General features: G+C 36.9%; 19 protein-coding genes, 1 tRNA gene and 1 pseudogene. 12 read left to right on the forward strand and 9 right to left on the reverse strand.

Features of this window, described 5'->3' with window-relative positions; all coding sequences use genetic code 11:
• Window positions 1-159: 159 nt before the first annotated feature.
• From ACFIK4_RS01155 to ACFIK4_RS01165, 3 genes and pseudogenes are all read right to left on the reverse strand, one after another.
• The gene (locus tag ACFIK4_RS01155) at window positions 160-678 is read right to left on the reverse strand and encodes a hypothetical protein (RefSeq protein ID WP_375627947.1); all 519 of its coding nucleotides are present in this window, start codon (window positions 676-678) and stop codon (window positions 160-162) included.
• A pseudogene (locus ACFIK4_RS01160) lies at window positions 620-1,661 on the reverse strand (hypothetical protein). The gene ACFIK4_RS01155 and the pseudogene ACFIK4_RS01160 overlap by 59 nt, the downstream one beginning before the upstream one ends.
• On the reverse strand, window positions 1,651-2,130 hold the full coding sequence (locus ACFIK4_RS01165; protein ID WP_375627943.1) for a crossover junction endodeoxyribonuclease RuvC: 480 nt from the start codon (window positions 2,128-2,130) through the stop codon (window positions 1,651-1,653). The pseudogene ACFIK4_RS01160 and the gene ACFIK4_RS01165 overlap by 11 nt, the downstream one beginning before the upstream one ends.
• A gap of 29 nt (window positions 2,131-2,159) precedes the next feature.
• Between ACFIK4_RS01165 and ACFIK4_RS01170 the strand changes: the two genes are divergently transcribed.
• Window positions 2,160-3,035 carry a hypothetical protein gene (locus ACFIK4_RS01170; RefSeq protein ID WP_375674643.1) on the forward strand — a complete coding sequence of 292 codons (876 nt, stop codon included), beginning with the start codon at window positions 2,160-2,162 and terminating at the stop codon, window positions 3,033-3,035.
• Here the strand turns inward: ACFIK4_RS01170 and ACFIK4_RS01175 are convergent.
• Window positions 3,032-3,436, reverse strand: coding sequence for a hypothetical protein (locus ACFIK4_RS01175; protein WP_375674645.1), 405 nt, complete (start codon window positions 3,434-3,436; stop codon window positions 3,032-3,034). The genes ACFIK4_RS01170 and ACFIK4_RS01175 overlap by 4 nt on opposite strands.
• A gap of 55 nt (window positions 3,437-3,491) precedes the next feature.
• Window positions 3,492-3,743, reverse strand: coding sequence for a helix-turn-helix transcriptional regulator (locus ACFIK4_RS01180; RefSeq protein WP_375628405.1), 252 nt, complete (start codon window positions 3,741-3,743; stop codon window positions 3,492-3,494).
• A gap of 109 nt (window positions 3,744-3,852) precedes the next feature.
• On the opposite strand from ACFIK4_RS01180, the gene ACFIK4_RS01185 reads away from it, so the two are divergent.
• The 7 genes from ACFIK4_RS01185 (at window position 3,853) to ACFIK4_RS01215 (ending at window position 7,864) form a co-directional block, all read left to right on the forward strand.
• Complete coding sequence (locus ACFIK4_RS01185; RefSeq protein ID WP_375613830.1) at window positions 3,853-4,470, forward strand: helix-turn-helix transcriptional regulator; 618 nt, start codon at window positions 3,853-3,855, stop codon at window positions 4,468-4,470.
• Between the two features lie 156 nt (window positions 4,471-4,626).
• A complete protein-coding gene (locus tag ACFIK4_RS01190) occupies window positions 4,627-5,001 on the forward strand; it encodes a hypothetical protein (RefSeq protein ID WP_375674647.1) in 375 nt (124 codons plus the stop codon).
• 65 nt (window positions 5,002-5,066) lie between these two features.
• A complete protein-coding gene (locus ACFIK4_RS01195; protein ID WP_375674649.1) occupies window positions 5,067-5,414 on the forward strand; it encodes an antA/AntB antirepressor family protein in 348 nt (115 codons plus the stop codon).
• A gap of 80 nt (window positions 5,415-5,494) precedes the next feature.
• A complete protein-coding gene (locus tag ACFIK4_RS01200) occupies window positions 5,495-6,223 on the forward strand; it encodes a Rha family transcriptional regulator (protein ID WP_375674651.1) in 729 nt (242 codons plus the stop codon).
• 356 nt (window positions 6,224-6,579) lie between these two features.
• Entirely contained in the window at window positions 6,580-7,311 is a 732-nt protein-coding gene (locus ACFIK4_RS01205) for a phage antirepressor KilAC domain-containing protein (protein WP_375612050.1), read from the forward strand.
• The gene (locus ACFIK4_RS01210; RefSeq protein WP_375612051.1) at window positions 7,308-7,586 is read left to right on the forward strand and encodes a hypothetical protein; all 279 of its coding nucleotides are present in this window, start codon (window positions 7,308-7,310) and stop codon (window positions 7,584-7,586) included. The genes ACFIK4_RS01205 and ACFIK4_RS01210 overlap by 4 nt, the downstream gene beginning before the upstream one ends.
• An 80-nt stretch (window positions 7,587-7,666) precedes the next feature.
• The gene (locus ACFIK4_RS01215) at window positions 7,667-7,864 is read left to right on the forward strand and encodes a helix-turn-helix transcriptional regulator (RefSeq protein ID WP_375674654.1); all 198 of its coding nucleotides are present in this window, start codon (window positions 7,667-7,669) and stop codon (window positions 7,862-7,864) included.
• Between the two features lie 73 nt (window positions 7,865-7,937).
• Here ACFIK4_RS01215 and ACFIK4_RS01220 read toward each other — a convergent pair.
• Window positions 7,938-8,013, reverse strand: a tRNA-Phe gene (locus tag ACFIK4_RS01220).
• Window positions 8,014-8,415: 402 nt separating this feature from the next.
• On the opposite strand from ACFIK4_RS01220, the gene ACFIK4_RS01225 reads away from it, so the two are divergent.
• The 3 genes from ACFIK4_RS01225 (at window position 8,416) to ACFIK4_RS01235 (ending at window position 12,911) form a co-directional block, all read left to right on the forward strand.
• Window positions 8,416-9,579 carry a phosphoserine transaminase gene (locus ACFIK4_RS01225; RefSeq protein ID WP_375613717.1) on the forward strand — a complete coding sequence of 388 codons (1,164 nt, stop codon included), beginning with the start codon at window positions 8,416-8,418 and terminating at the stop codon, window positions 9,577-9,579.
• A gap of 383 nt (window positions 9,580-9,962) precedes the next feature.
• Window positions 9,963-11,252, forward strand: coding sequence for an adenylosuccinate synthase (locus ACFIK4_RS01230; RefSeq protein ID WP_375613716.1), 1,290 nt, complete (start codon window positions 9,963-9,965; stop codon window positions 11,250-11,252).
• A gap of 237 nt (window positions 11,253-11,489) precedes the next feature.
• Window positions 11,490-12,911, forward strand: a complete 1,422-nt coding sequence (locus ACFIK4_RS01235) for a hypothetical protein (protein ID WP_375613715.1) — start codon at window positions 11,490-11,492, stop codon at window positions 12,909-12,911.
• Between the two features lie 203 nt (window positions 12,912-13,114).
• On the opposite strand, the gene rpoH is transcribed toward ACFIK4_RS01235, so the two are convergent.
• The 3 genes from rpoH to ACFIK4_RS01250 all read right to left on the reverse strand — a co-directional run bounded on the left by rpoH (window position 13,115) and on the right by ACFIK4_RS01250 (window position 16,612).
• Complete coding sequence (rpoH, locus tag ACFIK4_RS01240; protein ID WP_273790355.1) at window positions 13,115-13,999, reverse strand: RNA polymerase sigma factor RpoH; 885 nt, start codon at window positions 13,997-13,999, stop codon at window positions 13,115-13,117.
• Between the two features lie 148 nt (window positions 14,000-14,147).
• Entirely contained in the window at window positions 14,148-15,152 is a 1,005-nt protein-coding gene (locus ACFIK4_RS01245; RefSeq protein WP_375613714.1) for an RluA family pseudouridine synthase, read from the reverse strand.
• A 29-nt stretch (window positions 15,153-15,181) separates the two neighbouring features.
• A complete protein-coding gene (locus ACFIK4_RS01250; RefSeq protein WP_375674657.1) occupies window positions 15,182-16,612 on the reverse strand; it encodes an aldehyde dehydrogenase family protein in 1,431 nt (476 codons plus the stop codon).
• A gap of 460 nt (window positions 16,613-17,072) precedes the next feature.
• On the opposite strand from ACFIK4_RS01250, the gene ACFIK4_RS01255 reads away from it, so the two are divergent.
• Window positions 17,073-19,646 carry a DNA translocase FtsK gene (locus ACFIK4_RS01255; RefSeq protein WP_375613712.1) on the forward strand — a complete coding sequence of 858 codons (2,574 nt, stop codon included), beginning with the start codon at window positions 17,073-17,075 and terminating at the stop codon, window positions 19,644-19,646.
• Window positions 19,647-20,646 lie beyond the last annotated feature (1,000 nt).

Here is a 20,646-nt window from a genome sequence, read left to right on the forward strand (position 1 = left end):
CATGTTTTTAGTCCATAATTTTACCAATTGGTCTATTTACCTAAAATTTGACCGTACAGAGCGTTTTATATTACAGATATGTTTTTCATCGTAAAATCTTTAAATCGCTTTGTACGGTACCTTTTTGTCGATTTAAATGCACGTCTAATCGTAAAATGATCAGCACTTTTCACTAGTTTGCTGTGAACCAAAGCGTTTCATTATCCCACCAATGCCATTTAAAGTTTCTTCAAGCTCTTGCTTGTGAACAAGCGTTATAGGCGTTGAATGCTCTTTCCCTGCTTGTTCTTTCAACTCCTTTTCACGGAATCTCAAAACAGCATTGCGTACAAAATTGGCTTTTCTCAAAAGATCGTTTTCTAAATCACGACACAACCTGACAAGTTCTCGTGTGCTCGGAAAAAACGTATCGGATAAACAATTTATTTCATCACATAAAATCCGTTTGACCACTGTCATCAGTGACCATGCAGAGACATTTTCCAAAACCATTCCATAGGTCAACGCCATTCCCTCATGGTCTGATTGTTGTGCTATTTTCAAACCACACGACAGCATGCGAATAGCTTTTGCTATATCCTCTTTACCTGCTTTCACGGCGAAGAGCTCTTGCAATTGATCACCAGCTTCTAAAGCAATCGATTCCTGCTGTTTCGTTAATTGGCTGCCATCCTTCAAAACAAACGGACCGCTCGGAGGTATCATCGCATGAATGTGTTTCAAAATACCCTCGATTTCCGATATCAAGGAGACTGTCTGCGATACGCTCCCCAATGCTTTTTTGCTTTTGAGTGTAATTTCCATTGTTTCCACCATTGTTGTTCGTGTTTTTTGTTTTTTCTAAAACCTCGATAGCCTTTCGTACCCAGTTACGCCATGTTGCTTGCCAATCGGTTTTGGTTGCATTTGCTCCGGCTTTTGAACGCCAATAATCTCGAAATTTTGCGATTTCGACTTTCACGCGCTCTGGAGGCAAGCCCTCTGCAATGGCAAAATCGTAATCGGGTTCAAAATCCGCAGGCAATCGACAACCGCGATTAGCTTGCGCTCGTTTTGCTTTTTTGGGAACGTTCTCTTGCTCGTGAATGGGAGGTTGGTTGTCTGATGATGTTGTGATTTGCTCTGATGTGGTCTCAACAGCAGCAACCTCTGTTGGCTCGTCAACCTGTTCGTTTGTTTCTAAACTTTCAGAACCAATTTCTTTTTTTGCTAAAACGATAGTTTTAGTTTTTTTATATATATGTTATTGTCTATGTTAATGTGTTTCATCATGACATCATCATGGTCTTTTGATGAGTCATCTTTATGTTTTTTTCTCTTAGTATTCGCAGCTTTTATAGCTTTTTCTGAAAGTTTATTTAAATTCTCATTGCAATTTTTTAATTCTTCTTCAACATCGAGATTCCATAAACGACCATCTTCTAAACGAATGATGTATCCCTCTTCTAGCAAAACATTCAATGCTGTCTCAAATTTCTTTACTGAATAACCAGTGTAATGAGATAAAACTTTAATATTACAAAAAAGAGGTTCACCAGTACGAAGCATGCGAAATCGCAATCTCATATAGATATTACCTTCTACAGTACAGAAGGTAAATAATCGACGACCACCGCCCATTTATCGGCAAACAGTCTCGTCCATGGTATTTTACTGGACATGTATATCCCCTTCTTTCATTAAATATAAAATTGCTAAAGCATCTGCTTCGTTGTCATCTTTAGGCACATGTCCTTTTGCACATACCGCCTTAATCATTTCTTCTTTTGAAGCATTTCCTTTGCCTGTCGTTGCTTTCTTAATGGTAGCAATAGGAATGCCTTCATATGGTATCTGATGATGTTCACACCACGCTGTTAAGGTTGCTAGAAAGCCTCCGTAAATATGAGAAGCGTCTGTACCCACATGCCGGCGCACCTCTTCAAAATATACCGCGTCAATTTCATCAACAGATCTCTTTAGTTCAGTAAGCCACCGTTTAAAGCGTAAATAACGCATACCACCGCCTTCAAAACGGCGTGATTGAAAATCTTCTGTATCGCTTGTTATGTGACCATCCGCACCGCATATTGCCCAGCCTGTCTTGGTCCCTAGATCAAGATATAAAATGGTTTGTGCGTTAGTGATCATAATCCCCCCTTAAGGCTCTACGTATTTATATGTGTGTTATGACAGAACGTGTTGTGATTGCTTGTCTTGAAAAAATGTTTTTGAAAAAGTATCCTCCCAACGATTCTAAAAAAGTGGGGGGAGTTATGATACAAGAATGGATAAAGATATTTCTTACAGGTTTCCTGTCATTTATCGGATCTCTTTCAGTAGCGCTTATTTTAAGAAATAAAGACCGTAAAGAAGCCGCTAAAATCCGCAAAGATGATTTAGAAAAAGCTGCAAAAAAACGAGAAGAAGATAAAGAATGGATAAGCAAGCAATTTGCAGAAAGCCAAGAACAGACGATAGTCCTTAAAGAGCAAGCAATATCGACAAAAGATCTTGCCAAATGGTCAGAAGAACATATTAAAATTTTGTTAGATAACAAAAGAGTAGAGGATTTAGGAACGCCACCTTCTATATATATAACTGGACCCCACTTGCCAACAAAAGGCAAGTGGACGCTTCTTTGTTTAAAGATAAAAAACAATGCACAAACTGTCATCCACGTTTTAAATATAAAGCTAAAAGATGGTTCTCGCTTTATTCTTGGATATGGCATTAGATACAAACCGGAAATAAGATTGCGGCAAATGCAATCACCATATGTTAATCCTGATGCCAGACCAACGTCACACACAATATCATCCGGATACTGTGAGAAAGCAAAGGATTTTCGAACGGGACAAGAAATCGATGTTAATATTTCTATAGCTCCCTCAGAAGATAAGTACACAGGAATCCTTATTTTTGTAGCTGCGCGTGAAGAAGATATAAAAGCCCAAGTTACTTTAATCATTACTCATACATCCCCATTGAAACCAGAAACAACAATGACTGTAACGACACAAACCGACCTCATAGACTTTAAAAAATTGGATTAACTCAGATTCAGACACACACTGCATGCATCATCTATTAATTCAATTTCTTCTTTTCTTTTTTCGATGAGTTTATCCCTTAAGAAATCAAGCTTACTTTTGACTAAGGCTGTAAACAATATCAGCTCATTTAAGCGATAAAAAGATGACAACTCTTGAGAAAAATAATTATCAAACCAAGTTGTAAAAGCTTGCGTAAACACAGATAAAAACCATTGATTAAAATCATCGTACGGAAATAACGGAAAATATTTTCTATCATCACGCGCAAAGATACTATGCAGCATATAGACAAGAAAACCTGTTGATGAGGGATCTATCCTTATTTCAAAACATGTATCTTGAGGCGAACGGAGACCATAATATATGGTTTTCTGTCCAATCTTATTAACAAGATCAATCAACTGGACTTTGCTTATAGTGATCTGTAGGACATCTATCATCTCTGATCTTTCTTCTTTAAGAATGTGAATGATGCTGTTGATGTTCATTCTTTTCTGTGGGAGAAGTAGTAAAAGCAGGCATAGGGCTAGAACTATCCTTCAACTTTTGCAGCTTGAGATAATTTATTACGGAGATAGATCCTCTTTTTTCCCACTTGCAAACAGCTGCTTGAGTTACACCAAGCATTTTCGCCATTTCTGATTGTGTCCAATTAAATTTGCCCCGTATTGACTTAGTCAAATTCTTAAAATCTTCTCGTTGATCCATTTACAAGCTCCAATTACAGCTTTGTCTTATTTTATTCATATAATTATAGTTATATAAAGTCAATGAAAATTATCTTTATCAACGATAAAAAAATAAGGTAAGCAGAAGTATGAGTAATAAATCTAATATCATAAGCACATTAAAAAAGATTTTGACCGAGTTTAACTTAACGCAAGAAGATGTAGCCAAACGGCTAAACGTAACACAAGCTTCAGTGTCTAAGTGGTTAAAAGATTCTGATCCACGCGGCTCTAATCGAGATGCCATTTTAGAATTATATAAAGAACTAAAAGGGGATAATCACTTCACAACTTTTGTTCCTCTTATGGGGTATATTGGAACAGGAACACAGATAGATCCAAGTTTTGAACAAATCCCTGAAGATGGTCTTGAACAAGTAGAAATTCCTTTTGCTTTACCTGATGATATGGTTGCTTTTGAAGTTAAAGGAGATTCTATGATTCCAGCCTATAAAGATGGAGATATGGTTATCGTAAGACGGCGCCAAATTAAAACAATAGAATCCTTTTTTGGCAAAGAAGCCGTTATTTTAACACATGATAATAAAAGATATATAAAGCAGATTAGCAGGGGAATGAATGGTGAAATAGATCTGCTTTCTTGGAATGCCTTACCTATTAAGAATGTTAAAATTGTGTGGGTTGGAGAGATATTTGCTATTTTGCCAATAAGCTCTTACAGCAAGATGATTCGGACTTATCGCTAATTATCCTCCCCTCTTATTCAGCAAGATATTATAATATTTTTTATAAAAATATAACTTTTTATAATTTTTTGCTTGCTATTTTATAATTATAGTTATATAAGTAATTATATAAACCACGCACAAACAATCGCCAAGAGGCGTTAGGGAGGAAAAATTATGGATAAGCCAATTCTTATAAATTCCAATGAAACTTTATTAGTTGCCTACGATAAAGATCAACACATTGCAGAGTCTGGACCACTTGATGCAAGCCAAATTCTAAGCATTGTTGATGAGGTAGATGATGCAATCCAAATCTTTCGCATCAATCCTTCTGAGAATAATTGTGAAGATATCTCTGAAGAGATTGCAGAAGCATATGTAAAAGAAAATATCGAACATCTCCATGAGGATAGTGAGGTTCATGACTTTGTACGCGAAAGTGATGTTTACCAAGAACTTTTAGACGAGATCGCAGACGAAAAATATAATGATGAGATTTACGGTACTTACGAACAACAACACCGTTTGCGTCCTTGTGATGTGCTTTAAATTCTGAAGGGCGCATTTAAAAGCGCCCCCTTTCATTCATCAATCCCATCAACATGAGGTTCGTAATGGAAAAGCTTCTTGCTACTCAATACAATATTATCCAGCATCAAAAGGTTCAAACTATTAGCGCTCGTGATTTATATACCTTTTTAGAGGTAAAAACCGAGTTTAGAAAGTGGATAACAAACTGTATTAAAGAACTTAGCTTTAGAGAAGATGTCGACTTTGTACTTTCTACTAAAGAATTATCAAACTCCTCACGTGGAAATCCTTTTAAAGATTATGCTCTCACTTTAGACACAGCAAAACACATTGCCATTTGTGAACCTGGTCTCAAAGGTAAACAAGTGCGTGAATATTTTCTGAAATGCGAAAAAAAAAGTAAATTCAAAAATCGATTATTCAAATCCTGAAACATTAGAAGATTTCTTAAGACATCTAAGACAGCAAATCAAGCACAATGACAATGTTGTCACAACGAATGGAGTGAAGCATGCATAATTTTATCACAACATCTGAAAGAAATTTTCAAAACACAACTGTTCCAACCATGTCTAGTCGTGAAATTGCAGAGTTATGCGGTAAGCAACATGCGCATATTATGCGTGATATTCGACAAATGTTAGGAGAATTATATCCTGAAGGGGGTCAATCCAAATTTGGATCCACCTATTTAGATAAACAGGGTAAGCCCCAAAACTGTTACAACCTCCCTAAACGCGAATGCCTCATTTTAGTTTCTGGTTACAGCATGACATTACGTGCTAGGATTATAGACCGTTGGCAAGAATTAGAAAAGCAAGCAGCAATACCACAAATCGACTACTCAAGTCCTCAAGTTATGCTTGGTGTTTTAACGTATCTCAAAAATGAAAATGAACAAAAAGATAACATTATTGCAAATTTAAAACCAAAGGCAATGGCTCTTGAAAGCTTACAGCGCCATGATGGACTCTTCGGTCTTACAGAAGCCGCTAAAATACTCGAGATGCAACCAAAACAGTTCATTCTCTTCTTACAGCAAAAAGGTTGGGTTTACAGACGAGCAGCAGGTGGAAATTTGCTTCCTTATCAAGACAAAATCCAAAAGAAACTTATGGATTGTCCAACCATCACATTTCAAACCGCAAGTGGAATAGAAAAGGTCATTCCTTGCGCAAAAATCACAGCAAAAGGAATTGGTGTGCTGTCTCAAGAGCTTAAAAGACAAAGCATGCATTAAAAGCAACAATTATGGAAAAGAAATACGAATTTACTGATAAAATCGATATAGTTTATAAGCGCCGATTTTTTAATTTTTTATTTGACAAAATACTATCAGTATGTCTATTGCCGAATCAGGTGCCTAGAAAACACCTTAAAATACCAAGCGGATTGGTTGCCGAAATAATCAGTCTTCTGAACATTAAAGATTTTGACTCATTATATGCTGTAGCATATAACGGTCTTGTCGGGTGTAGTTACACTATACAATACCCTCACGGGAAAGGTGTGACGACGGACTTGGTACCGTGTTTTCTAGCACCCGGCACTCTTTTAGAGTGTCAATAGAAAACCTCTATTACCAAGGAGTTCACAGTGAACACACTTATAGAAATTAAAGAAAGCACTGCTAATAGTGCTACCACTCAGACTATGTCGAGTCGTGAAATTGCAGAATTATGTGGTAAAGAACATCGGAATGTTATGCGGGATATTCGGCAAATACTCACTGAGCTCAAAATTGAGCTAAGTGAATTTGCAGGATTCTACAGAGATTCAATAGGTCGTACTCTTCCTTGCTACAATCTTCCCAAACGTGAGTGTTTAATTCTTGTTTCGGGTTACAGCACTGCTTTACGAGCAAAGATTATTGACCGCTGGCAAGAATTGGAAAGACAAGTAGCAACACCACAAATAAATCTTGCCAATGCTTTGGAAAATCCTCTTACGATTAAACAGCTCCTTTTAGAGAGTATCAATCAATTAGAAGACTTAAGAAATGAGGTGAGTACACTCAAGCCTAAAGCAGAAGCTTTGGAAGGTTTAAAACGCTCTGATGGTTTATTCGGTCTTATCGAAGCAGCGAAGATGTTGGAGGTGCGCCCAAAGGACTTAACCAATTACTTGCGTAAACATGATTGGGTGTATCGACGGGCTCCAGGGGCGCCTCTGTTACCTTATCAGGATAAAATCAAAAAAGGTTTCATGGACTGTCCTGCTATCACTATCCAAAGACCAGATGGTACAGAAAAGGTACTCCCTTCAACAAAAATCACATCCAGAGGATTGGCTTGTTTGAGAGAACAAATCTTTGGGGGTGTGCAATGAATACCAGTATCGACTTTTTATGTGATTTGTGGATAGCGTTGTCTCAGTTTATCAATTGTGAATACGTAGATGACAAAGACTGTAGTGACTTGGTTGACATCATGAGCATAGTAGAAAAAGCTTTGATTTTAAAACTTCAAGATGAAATTCCAAATATTACAAAGATTCTAGCAGTTTTAACGGATTTTGGAGATTCAGAGCTGCCCCATAGAATGGATTCTTTGTTGCGAGCTTATGATCCGAGTTTGCAGAAGCCCGTCACGAAAGCGGCTTAGTTTTAAACAATTGATTTCATCTCCTCGTCCTATAGGACGAGGAGGGGATTAAGTAACATAAAAAAGAGAAAGGTAATGAGATGATATTTGATGATGGAGATAGATATGTAACGACACGTGAGTGTGCACAGCTTTTTAGTGTATCCACAACAACGATTCGCAATTGGGTGCTTCAGGGTTTGTTTCCGGAGCCATATAAGCTAGGGAGAGCAGTGAGGTGGAGAAAGAAAAAGATCTTAGCCTTCACTCCAAAGAAAAATAAGGAGCAAATTATATAAACTGTAGAAGGTGGTCTAAAAATGGTTATTTAAAGAAAAAAACTGTATATTTCAATATTTTAAACACAAAAAGTGGTGCCCAGACGCGGATTCGAACCACGGACACGCGGATTTTCAGTCCGCTGCTCTACCAACTGAGCTATCTGGGCATGCTTCATAAAAAATATAAAGCGTTTGCGGTTATAACATTAAAATTTTCTCTGTCCAGTCATCAAAAGAAAAATAATTGATTTTTTAATAAGTTTATCTCCCTATTCTAGAGCGTTATCAATGAATCTTTATCATAAAATAAATTTGATAGGTATATTGGACACTTTAGTGTATTGTTATTAGAATGCTGTCTTATCGTGGTGGTGATACGAAAAAAAGTTAAGAGAATCAATCGAGAAGAATGATTAAGAAAGATTTTTTTATAAAGTTTCCCTAAATTTTAAGCATACGAAATAAGAGACAACATTTTTGACTTTTTTCTAAAAAGATTATTGATTAGTCTTTATAATAATTTGTTTTTCTTTATAAAGTAAAGAAAAACATCTAAAAGGGGAGAAATAATGATAATGTTACAAAAACCAAGTAATCGTCCCAATAATACTAATTTTTCTTCAGGCCCTTGTAGCAAACGGCCTGGTTGGACTCTTGATGTTCTTAAAAATGCATTAGTTGGGCGTTCACATAGATCTAGAGAAGCAGAATTAAAACTTGCTGAAGTTGTTAATTTAACCCGTGAGATTCTTGAGGTTCCTTCTGATCATCGTATAGGAATTATGCCAGGATCAGATACCGGTGCTGTTGAGGCTGCTCTATGGTCTCTATTAGGTGAGCGTGGCATTGATATGGCAGCGTGGGAAAGTTTTGGGTTTGGGTGGAATAAAGATGTTGTCGAGCAATTAAAGCTTTCTGATGTGCGTCGTTTTGAAGCTCCTTATGGTGAAATACCAGATTTAACACAACTTGACTTTGATCGGGATGTTGTTTTTACATGGAATGGGACAACTTCTGGTGTGCGTATTCCTAATGCGGATTTCATTCCGCATAAGCGGGCTGGATTGACCATTTGTGATGCAACATCGGCAGCTTTTGCGCAATATCTTGATTTTTCAAAATTAGATGTTGTTACTTTTTCATGGCAGAAAGTTTTGGGAGGTGAGGCTGCACATGGTATGGTGATTTTAAGTCCTCGTGCTGTTGAGAGGCTTGAGAATCATGTTCCAGCTTGGCCTATGCCCCAACTTTTCTATATGACAAAAAATGGAAAATTGAACGAAGATATTTTTAAAGGAAAGATCATCAATACACCTTCTATGCTTTGTGTTGAGGATTTTCTTGATGGGTTGAAGTGGGCAAAATCTCTAGGAGGTGCAGCGGCATTAAGAGCAAGGGTTGAGAAAAATTTTTCTGTACTTGATGCTTTTGTTCGCAAAACGCCATGGTTAGAATATTTGGCAAAAGATCCTGAAGTGCGTTCTAACACCGCTATTTGTTTAGATATTGTGGATCCAGTGATTACTGCTTTGGATACGGAAAAGCGAGTATCTTTTATAAAAGCGGTTGTGAAGCGTCTTGATGAGGAAGGGGTTGCTTATGATATCGGTTCGTATCGCGATGCTCCTCCTGGGCTTCGAATTTGGGCGGGTATAACAATTGAGGCTTCCGATCTTGAAATTTTAACACAATGGCTTGAGTGGGCGTTCCAAGTTGAAAAAGCACAGCTTTAAATAATTACTGTTGATTTTCACAACGTGTTTTTAAACAAAAAAGGATACGAGAGATTATGATGATCTTTCGTATTCTTGTATCAGACAAACAGCCTCTAAATATTACATGAATTGTAAAAGATTAAGACGGGGAATGAATGCTTTGTCAGGTGTTGGATACGCACAAATTAAAATCTCTAATGTTTTTACTTTTTGTAGCGAAAATGACAGATTTAAAATATTTGGGTATTTGCTTATCTTTATTATCATAAATTTGAAAATTTAATCACTTGAAGATTGAGAAAAATCTGAAATGAGGAGTCGCACTTGCTCTAAGGTTTCGTTATAAAGAAGAGTTTGTTTTTGAATGCTGGTTTTTTTGACCAAACACGACGGAGAAAGTTATGGCCAATGTAGTTGTTGTCGGTACACAATGGGGTGATGAAGGCAAAGGTAAAATTGTAGATTGGTTGTCTGAGCGAGCAGATATCGTGGTGAGATATCAGGGGGGGCATAATGCTGGCCATACATTGGTTGTTGATGGAGTCAGTTATAAATTATCACTTTTACCGTCTGGTTTAGTGCGTGGCAAGTTATCAATTATTGGTAATGGTGTTGTTGTTGACCCTCATCATTTTGTTGCAGAAGTAAAAAAACTATGTAATCAGGGTGTAAAAATCACACCAGAAATTTTGCGTATTGCTGAAAATGCTCCTTTGATTCTTTCTTTGCATCGTGATCTTGATGCAATTCGAGAAAGCGGTTTATCTGGTTTAAAGATTGGTACAACAAAGCGCGGTATTGGACCGGCTTATGAAGATAAGGTGGGACGTCGTGCTATCCGAGTGATGGATTTAGCAGAAAAAGATACACTTATGGCTAAGATTGAGCGGCTTTTGAGGCATCATAATGCTTTGCGTCGTGGGATGGGTGTTGCAGAGATTGATTCTCGGGCACTTTATGATGAATTGATGCAAGTTGCGGATAAAATTTTGCCCTTTATGGATTGTACGTGGCGTCTTTTAGATGAAGGTTATCGAGGAGGGAAACACATTCTTTTTGAAGGTGCGCAAGGTGCTTTATTAGATAATGATTTTGGAACTTATCCTTATGTAACGTCATCTAATACAGTTGCTGGGCAAGCATGTACAGGTTCGGGGATGGGACCTGATGCAATCCATTATGTTTTGGGTATTGCAAAAGCTTATACTACACGCGTTGGAGAAGGGCCGTTCCCGACAGAGCAGATAAATGATATTGGTGAATTTCTGGGAGTGCGTGGACATGAATTTGGTGTTGTAACGGGTCGAAAGCGTCGATGTGGTTGGTTTGATGCTGTCTTAGTACGTCAGATGGTAACAATTTGCGGTGTTCAAGGTATAGCATTGACAAAACTTGATGTTTTAGATGGTTTGGATGAAATAAAAATTTGTATTGGTTATGAGCTTGATGGTAAAAGGATTGATTATTTACCTTCTTCCATGGGAGCTCAGGATCGGGTGAAGCCTATTTATGCAACATTAGAAGGTTGGAAGGAAGAAACAGCACATGCATTGAGGTGGGAAGATTTACCAGTGCAGGCTATTAAATATATACGCTATATTGAAGAACTGATTAATACAAAAGTGGCTTTATTATCTACAAGTCCAGAGCGTGAAGATACTATTCTTATTACGGATCCCTTTGTTAATTGATTATTGTTTTTAGATTTCTATATATGTTCTCTGTTCGTTTTTGTATCTTTTTACAAAAAAAGTTTTTAAGAGCACGTAAAAGAAAGGTGCAAAATAGCATTGTTTATTTTTCATATTCATTTTACATTATTGCAATAGTTGTACCAATATTAAATGGCAACCAATTTAGAAGGCTAAAATAAAGTTTTTTGGCTTTACTATTGATTTTTTCTCAGTTTAAGAGAGATTATAGAGGAAATGGTAGATTTCGTTGGAATCTTAAAAAAGACAATTAATGCACAAAATAATATTACACCACAAGTGCGTAAGCGGATTTATAAGCGGGCTACCGAAACACTAGAACATCAATTTGTAACAGCAAAAATACCACAAGCAATAGCGGATGAACAAAGAAAGATTCTTCAAAGTTCTATTGCAACTGTTGAAGGAGAATATTTAGCAGTTGAAAAGAAACGGCTTTCTTCAGTTATTGGTTGGAATCCCACAAATATAAATGAAGATAAGAAATATACAAAAAAAACTATATTACCAAAGAATAATGAATTGTCAGAGGTAAACATAAAAAGAAAGCAAGATTTTGTTACACGTTCAAAGGATAACAAGGTATTTGTTGAGCTTTGTGTATCAGATATACCAGATGCAGAGCCTGTTAATATGGAGGCTGATGTGCCTTCTCAGCATGTTAATAGCAGTGTGTTAAAGATTTCTCCTTCGCAGGAAGATAATCCGCATATTGTTTCGCACATTTTTTCTCAGGCTTTACGTCGTGCTAATAAATCGTTAGTGCAAAGGCGTATTGTGATAAGTGCTGTTTCTGTTGTTAGTTTTGTTGTTTTACTTGTTGGTATTTTTTTTGTTGGTGAGCGTGTATTTGTATCAAATGATCATCAGTTTTTAGAAGAAAATCTTCAAGCTTCTCACAGAGTACCAAAGGCATTTCCAATTAAGAGAAAGTTAACACAACGCTTATTAGAGGATGGAAGTGAAATTGATGTTGGTTTAAAACAAGCGATAGATTCTTCGGATGAAGAAGTATTCTCAACAGTTGTTGATAGCAATTTGCAATCGCTTGAAACATCAGGTGAAGCTGTTTTCTATCAAGCACGTACAAATTATGATGCAGAAAAGATAGCAACGGGAAGTGCTCGCTGGACACTTATAAAAGAGTCTCAAGTGAAGGGGTCTCCAGAAGAAACAACTATACAAGGTGATATAACAATTCCTGATGAAGGGATATCATTACGGTTAATTTTACGTCGTAATACCGATCAGTCATTTCCTGCTTCATATATTATGGACCTTATTTTTATTCTTTCGGATAAATTTTCAGGTAAAGCTATAAGCAATGTTCAAGCATTAACCTTTAAAGCAAGTGAACAATCCATTGGACAGGCTTTAACAAGAACCATTGCTGCAAAGATTAACGATGACTTTTTTCTTGTCGCATTGAGTGGAAATCATCCATTTCTTGATCGAAATTTACAATTGATGCGAGAATTAGATTGGATGCGTTTGGTGTTAACGGATAAAAACGGGCGTATAAGTGAATTAACCTTTGCAAAAGGACCAACAGGTAAGTCTATTTTTAATGAAGTTATTGGACAATGGCTTGCACAACAAGATAAGTTAACAGTTCTTGGTCAACAAAATAAAACATAGATGCAAAAAAATAAACGGCTGTGAAGAATTTTCTACGACCGTCTTTATCAATTATATACCAAATATATTCAATAAAGCTTTACATATCAATAACTTAAAGAATTCTATAGGCTAATTTACAAGTATAAAGCCAAGGCATGCTTTTTTTCATTTTCACATTTAAAGAATGTGCAAACCATTGGCTTTATACTTAACTCTAGGTTTTATACTTGACTTTGAGATAAAGTAGAATCTTTGATAGAGTTTTGCACTTTTTCAAATGCACGCATTTCAATTTGTCTTACTCGTTCTCGACTAATATTAAATTCACCAGAGAGTTCTTCTAGGGTTAGTGGTACATCGTTTAAACGACGCGCTTTAAATATACGCTTTTCGCGTTCATTGAGATTGTCCATGGCATTTATGAGCATGGAACGGCGATTTTCTAATTCACTTTTTTCAATTAAAATTTGTTCTTGATCGTTAGATTCATCCACCAACCAATCTTGCAACTCACTGTTTTCCCCTTCTTTTGTTCGAATTGGTGCGTTGAGTGAAGTGTCACCACCAAGCCTACGATTCATTGATACAACTTCATCTTCTGTGACATTCAACTGGATTGCAATTTTTTTCACTTGTTCTGCATTGAGATCGCCACTATCAAGTGCTTGAAGTTTACTTTTTAACTTACGAAGGTTGAAAAACAAACGCTTTTGATTAGCTGTTGTCCCCATTTTCACCAAACTCCAAGAGCGCAATACATATTCTTGGATTGATGCTTTAATCCACCATATTGCATAGGTTGCAAGACGAAAACCCCGCTCTGGTTCGAAACGTTTAACAGCTTGCATGAGTCCAACATTGCCTTCTGAAATGACTTCCCCAATGGGAAGTCCGTAGCCCCGATATCCCATCGCGATTTTAGCTACGAGACGCAAATGGCTGGTTACTAGCCTATGCGCAGCTTTTAGATCATTATGCTCACGGTAACGCTGAGCTAACATATATTCTTCTTTTGGCTCAAGCATTGGAAAACGACGCACTTCTTCCAAGTAACGGTTTAAACCACCATCACCTGTCATTACTGATAATAAATTCATATGGGCCATATAGCACCCTCCTTTTGTTTGAATTCCCTGATAAGGCAAATTCTATGTTTTAGATAGCTAACTATCCTCATAACCTCACTCTAGCATATTTTTCAATTTTGTTCAAAAAAAGATATTTTATTGTGAAATCTTGAGAAGGGGAAAAGTTTCAATTCATTTTTTTAAAAAGTTTAATAAGTTTAGCCATATCTTGAGGCAGTGGTGCGGAAAACGACATAACTTTACCGGTAGAAGGATGTTCAAAAGTAAGACTTGCAGCATGGAGTGCATGTCGGTTGAATTGATCGATTGCATTTCTAATAGTGGAGTTGAATGTGTTTGATTTTGTTTTAAAAGCGTTTCCATAAACTGTATCGCCTATGAGTGGATGCCCAATATGAGTCATATGAACACGGATTTGATGGGTGCGTCCAGTTTCCAAGCGACATTCCAGAAGGCTAGCAAAAGATGTTGAGTCTGCATGAGAGCCATATTTTTCAAGCAGAGAAACATGTGTAACAGCGTGACGAGCATAAGGGTTTTGGTTATGGATGACAGCTTGCTTTGTCCGGTTATGGGGCGAACGGCCAAGTGATGCATCAATTGTCCAGACATTGCGCTGAGGTGTTCCCCAAATCAAGGCATGGTAGCGTCGATCTAATGCGCAGGTACGTCCATGATCAGAAAATTGAGCACTGAGACTTTTATGAGCTAGATCATTTTTTGCAACAACCATGACACCGCTTGTATTTTTATCAAGACGATGGACAATACCAGGGCGTTTAACACCACCTATACCAGATAAACTATTCCCACAGTGGTAAATAAGGGCATTAACCAATGTACCGGTCCAATTGCCATTCCCAGGATGAACAACAAGACCGGCTGGTTTGTTAATAACAATGACATGATCATCTTCAAAAAGAATGTCCAATGCAATGGCTTCAGCGCTAGGTTCTGCATCACGAAGGTCCGGCATTTCTAATTCAATTATTTGGTTAGGTTTTAATTTTATTTTAGGTTCCTTTATGAATTGACCATCAATTTTAAGACAGCCTTCACGGATGAGAGTTTGCAAACGCGAACGTGAGAGCACATCATGATATTGTTTTGCGAGCCACTGATCAAGACGTTGCCCAAGAGCACCTTCATCCGTTATTTTCTGTATTACCATACGATTCCTATTAAGTTTTTAATAAGATTTTACCAGTACGAAATTGCTTTACTATCGAGAAACTCTTTAATTCCCCAATGTCCTCCTTCACGAGCGCGCCCAGAAAATTTTACACCTCCAAAGTAGCTTCCACTGGGTAATCCATGTCCATTAACTTCTACCATACCAGAGCGTACTTGTGCCGCAATACGACGACATTTGTTGCGATCTTGCGATTGAATATAGTTTGTAAGACCATACTCAGTCTCATTCGCTAAAGCGATGGCTTCTTCTTCTGTACTAAAAGAAAGAATCGAGAGAACTGGACCAAAGATTTCTTCTTTAAAAATACGCATATGAGGTTTTACATCAGCAAAGACTGTTGGACGGACATAATAACCGCGTTCCATTCCTTTCGGTAAACCAGTCCCGCCTGCAACAAGAGTTGCACCTTCATCAATTCCCGATTGGATAAGATCTTGAATTTTATCATATTGTTTTTTTGAAACAACGGGCCCAATATGATTTCCTTCTTGGCAGTTTGGTCCTACTTTTGTTGTTTCTGCAATATCTTTGGCTATTTTCACGGCTTTGTCATAGATGCTCTGTTCCACAAGCATACGAGTTGGTGCATTACAACTTTGTCCACTATTATAAAAGCAATGTCGTGCACCACGTTGAACAGCATCTGAGTCGGCATCAGCAAAGATAATATTCGCTCCTTTTCCCCCAAGTTCCAGACAGACTCTTTTTAAAGTAGCGCTGGCATTTTTAGAAATATCTTTTCCTGCTCTAGTTGAACCAGTAAAGCTGATCATTTCTAAATCTGAATGTGCAGAGAGGTAAGAGCCGACAGTCGCACCATCACCATTGATTAAATTAAAAACACCGGCTGGAAGTGCGGCTTCATCTAAAAATTCAGCAAAAAGCATAGCAGAAAGAGGCGCAATTTCAGAGGGCTTTAACACCATGGTACAGCCAGCCAAGAGAGCAGGAATAACTTTAAGAGTTACTTGATTCATGGGCCAATTCCATGGCGTAATTAATCCTACGACGCCGATAGGATCGTAGTGAAGGATTGCTTGCTCATTTCCCTTTATTAAAGTTTCTTGGAACGAAAACTCTTTATAAGCTTCGATAAAATTGCGAATATGGGAACTTCCGGTTGCAGTTTGCGCATTAAGCGCCATATCAATTGGTGCTCCCATTTCCATTGAAATGGTTTTTGCCATGTCTTTGGAACGTTTTTCGTAGATCTCTAGAATTTTTTCAACAAATCCAAGACGCTCATTTGGTGACGTTGTTTTCCATTTTTGAAAGGCTTCTTTAGCCGCATTAATTGCTTTATCAGCATCTTTTGTACTTCCAAGGCTAATGACAGCACAAGCCTCCTCTGTTGATGGATTAATGACGTCAAAATCGTGAGGAGTGCTTGGCTCATCCCATAGACCATTGATATAAAATTTCCGTTTATCAAACATAATTCACTCCCTTTTTTCTATTTATATTTATGTAATTATGATTGTCTTAGTCTAAGCCTTTTTAAACGAGGATAACAAGGATAATCTTATAAAAACGTGAGAAATTAGATTATATCGTGATAATTGAGCATGGAGAATTCAATAGAGCAATGCTTATTGTATTATTGAGACTAGTTTCTTTTATGAAAAGGGAGAGAAAGAGAGGCATAGACAATTTTCTTGAAGCTTTTTTATCATGAAGTTTTCTTCAAAACAAATGAAATACGCGCTCTATGACACCATAAACTGGGCAATTTATATCGTAAATATGCAAAAGGCAGATTATGAATATGCATTATGGCATTATTTTTTTCATTAAAAAGTAACCATCAGCAAAAGGTTATTAACCTTCGTATGATAGTTTCTACGAATTCTTTTTGAAAAGGTTATTTTTCTCATTGCTATAAATTTGTTGGGTGCCATGCATAATTCGAAAACAAAATCTATTTCTACGTCTTCTTTTTCTGATGATGGTACAAAAGGTGCATCAAGAGAAGATTTATCTGTTAAGATTACTGAGATATTTCCTTATCCGGAAGTGTGGAAAAAGGCATTTGCCCTCGGAAAAAACGTTCGTTTCACGAGAACCCCAGAAGTTGAGATTTTGCGTCGTCGTATAGAAACAGATCCAGTTTTTGCAAAACAGTTTAAAATTTTTACGAAGCAAGATCAAAAAAAAATTACAGATACAGATATTGTACGTTGTAACAAGAAAACAACAAATATTCTTTCGACAAAAAAAGTCATTAATCCTCAATCAATAGAGAATAAAACATCAGTTTGTCATTCAACGGTTTTGAAGCAGTTGTCACGTCAAACTACTCGTATGCCGTCAGCAAATATTCCACTTGAGGAGGATAAACAAGAACGTAAATTACAAGTGGAAAATGTGCTACAAAAAATAAAACCTGCTTTGCATCTTTCCGATGATGCATTTTTTGAGTGTGAATCTTTGATATTTGAACATGTGGAGACTCAAACTTCAAAAGAGGATGGAATATCAATTGATACGACAAATGAAATTACACCAGATATTCCCACAGCCTTTGATGAGTCAATAACGGCTCTTTACCGTGTTCTTGAATACCGCTTTCCACAACTCTATGATTCAATTACATCAGAATCTCCAGCGGAAAGGATGCGAGGTGTTGAGAAAATTTCTGATTTAATGCATACAAATAATGATACTACTAAAGAGAGTCATTCTAATCTTTCTGTTGAAGATTCTGCTCATACGTTAAGTAATACAGGCGCGTTAAGCGATGCAGGGGCGAGTATAGAGACTGAAAATAGCAATAATACTGTCGCCAATAATACTGTTGATTGTATAAACAAAGCCGTCACAAAGAATTCAAAAGATTTTTCTGTGATGCAAGCAAACAGTAAAAATAAAACATTGCAATCTACTCGTATGCCATTAGGTAATTATGATTCTGCTTTTATGCAAAATATTCAATCTATTGACTGTGATGTTTATGAATTTCCTCCGATCAACTTATTACAGGAACCTGTTTTTCATGAAGGTACGATGATTCCTCAAGAAACATTAGAACGTGGTGCTGGACTTTTGGAAAGTGTTTTGGAAGATTTTGGCATTAAGGGTGAAGTTATCCATGTTCATCCAGGGCCAGTGGTAACAATGTATGAATTTGAACCCGCCGCGGGCGTAAAGTCATCGCGCGTTATTAATCTTTCTGATGATATTGCGCGTTCTATGTCTGCTATTTCTACACGCGTTGCTGTAATTCCTGGACGTAATGTTATCGGGATTGAGTTACCCAATGCGGTTCGTGAAACCGTTTATTTACGAGAATTAATCCAAACACGTTCTTTTCGTGAAAGTGAATTTAAACTTGCTCTTGCTTTGGGGAAGGGGATTAATGGTGAACCGGTCATTGCAGAATTAGCAAAAATGCCTCATTTATTGGTTGCAGGAACAACAGGATCAGGCAAGTCTGTTGCAATTAATACAATGATTTTGTCGATTCTTTATCGTATGACACCAAAGCAATGTCGTTTGATCATGGTTGATCCTAAAATGTTAGAGCTTTCTGTTTATGATGGCATTCCACATCTTTTAACACCCGTTGTCACAGATCCCAAAAAAGCAGTAACAGCTTTAAAATGGGCGGTTCGTGAAATGGAAGAGCGTTATCGCAAAATGGCTAAGTTGGGTGTGCGTAATATTGATGGTTTTAATGCACGCGTTGCACTTGCAGCTCAAAAAGGCGAAACAATCATGTGTACTGTTCAGTCGGGTTTTGATAAGGAAACAGGGGAAATGCTTTATCATGAAGAAGCCATGGATCTCACGCAGCTTCCTTATATTGTTGTGATTGTTGATGAGATGGCTGATCTTATGATGGTGGCAGGGAAAGAGATAGAGAATGCCATTCAGCGCTTAGCGCAAATGGCGCGTGCGGCAGGTATTCATCTTATTATGGCAACACAACGTCCTTCTGTTGATGTTATCACAGGTACAATTAAAGCGAACTTTCCTACCCGCATTTCTTTTCAAGTAACATCAAAAATTGATAGTCGTACGATCTTGGGTGAACAAGGTGCTGAAACGCTTTTAGGTCAGGGGGATATGCTTCATATGGCAGGTGGTGGACGCATTGTGCGCGTTCATGGACCTTTTGTCTCAGATGAAGAAGTTGAATCCATCGTTGCACATCTTAAAATGCAAGGAAAACCTGATTATTTAGCAACGGTAACAGATAATGAAGACGATAACAAAGAGGATACTTCTGCTGATTCAGCTGCTGAAATTTCTGAGGAAGAAAATTTTGATGAAGAGGGTGAGGAACTTTATAACCAAGCTGTAAAAATTGTTATGCGTGATAAAAAATGTTCAACATCTTATATTCAGCGCCGACTTTCAATCGGCTATAATAAAGCAGCTTCTCTCGTCGAGCGAATGGAAGAAAAAGGCATTGTTGGAGCCGCTAATCATGTTGGAAAACGTGAAATTTTACTCAATGAAGGAAAATAAACAAACGCATTTAAAAATATGCAATTTTTTAAATATCTGACAGTTATTATTTAAATGTGCTTGTTTTATTTTTTTATATAATATTAAAAATTTAAATGGAGAGTAATAAAGCAAAAGCGATCTTTTGTATTAAGACTTCTGATGAGGTAAACAAGCTGATATCAAAGGAGATTATGAGATGTTTTTAACATTTCTAAATGATCTGGAATATAAAGAAATTAAACAAATCTTTATATGAAAACAGATAATTTGTGTTCTCTTTTTTACAGAGAAATTTTTTAATAAAATAGTGCGGTGGCATATTTTTTGTTTTTTCTTTTGTAGCGATTCTAATGAAAGAAAGATCTTTGGGAGATTATTGAGAGCATCATAAGAAAAATGCCCAATATGCAAGTTCTGTTGCATAGGATACTTTAAAGCGTCACGCTGAATTTATTATCATTTGATATTATTGGCTCAAGAAAGATGTTCTTACGAGAAGCTTTATTTGAAAAAGAGATTTTGATAATGCAGTATATTGATTTATAGTAATTGATCATTATTCACAGTGAATAAAAGTCTCAAACATTGTAAGATTTTCTCATTTCAAATCTGTTTCTGTTGAAACAATTAAAACCGTTTTCTTGCGTATCATAATAATGTAGGAGTAAAAAAGTTAAAAAATAAAAAGGCTGCTTATGAACGCCTTCAAATGCCGAGAACTATTGATAACATTAGGGGCTGAAATTAGTATAATGATGGTGCTAACCAGCTATTTTATAAGTATAAAAATGGTAATGCACAATGCCTTGATATCCTCTATAGGGACTTTTACATTACACCATTTACAGATGACGTCGTAAAATAAGCTTGGGGATCTTGGGAGATATCTTTTCAAAAAAGGCGCATGAATGTGTAAAATAAGTGTATTCTTTTTGAGTACTATTTATGCGAGGGAGATGTTACCATTATTGTAACAAGATTTATTACATAATGGGTGAATAAGCAACAAGAGCTGGAA

The sequence above is a fragment of the Bartonella sp. AP9QHHD genome (assembly GCF_042195625.1).
GTDB lineage: Bacteria > Pseudomonadota > Alphaproteobacteria > Rhizobiales > Rhizobiaceae > Bartonella.

Bases quoted from the DNA above. Each gene is read 5' to 3' on its own strand.
- ACFIK4_RS01165 (WP_375627943.1), bottom strand. From the start codon at position 2,130: ATGATCACTAACGCACAAACCATTTTATATCTTGATCTAGGGACCAAG.
- ACFIK4_RS01170 (WP_375674643.1), top strand. From the start codon at position 2,160: ATGTGTGTTATGACAGAACGTGTTGTGATTGCTTGTCTTGAAAAAATG.
- ACFIK4_RS01180 (WP_375628405.1), bottom strand. From the start codon at position 3,743: ATGGATCAACGAGAAGATTTTAAGAATTTGACTAAGTCAATACGGGGC.
- ACFIK4_RS01185 (WP_375613830.1), top strand. From the start codon at position 3,853: ATGAGTAATAAATCTAATATCATAAGCACATTAAAAAAGATTTTGACC.
- ACFIK4_RS01190 (WP_375674647.1), top strand. From the start codon at position 4,627: ATGGATAAGCCAATTCTTATAAATTCCAATGAAACTTTATTAGTTGCC.
- ACFIK4_RS01195 (WP_375674649.1), top strand. From the start codon at position 5,067: ATGGAAAAGCTTCTTGCTACTCAATACAATATTATCCAGCATCAAAAG.
- ACFIK4_RS01200 (WP_375674651.1), top strand. From the start codon at position 5,495: ATGCATAATTTTATCACAACATCTGAAAGAAATTTTCAAAACACAACT.
- ACFIK4_RS01210 (WP_375612051.1), top strand. From the start codon at position 7,308: ATGAATACCAGTATCGACTTTTTATGTGATTTGTGGATAGCGTTGTCT.
- ACFIK4_RS01215 (WP_375674654.1), top strand. From the start codon at position 7,667: ATGATATTTGATGATGGAGATAGATATGTAACGACACGTGAGTGTGCA.
- ACFIK4_RS01225 (WP_375613717.1), top strand. From the start codon at position 8,416: ATGATAATGTTACAAAAACCAAGTAATCGTCCCAATAATACTAATTTT.
- ACFIK4_RS01230 (WP_375613716.1), top strand. From the start codon at position 9,963: ATGGCCAATGTAGTTGTTGTCGGTACACAATGGGGTGATGAAGGCAAA.
- ACFIK4_RS01235 (WP_375613715.1), top strand. From the start codon at position 11,490: ATGGTAGATTTCGTTGGAATCTTAAAAAAGACAATTAATGCACAAAAT.
- rpoH (WP_273790355.1), bottom strand. From the start codon at position 13,999: ATGGCCCATATGAATTTATTATCAGTAATGACAGGTGATGGTGGTTTA.
- ACFIK4_RS01245 (WP_375613714.1), bottom strand. From the start codon at position 15,152: ATGGTAATACAGAAAATAACGGATGAAGGTGCTCTTGGGCAACGTCTT.
- ACFIK4_RS01250 (WP_375674657.1), bottom strand. From the start codon at position 16,612: ATGTTTGATAAACGGAAATTTTATATCAATGGTCTATGGGATGAGCCA.
- ACFIK4_RS01255 (WP_375613712.1), top strand. From the start codon at position 17,073: ATGCATAATTCGAAAACAAAATCTATTTCTACGTCTTCTTTTTCTGAT.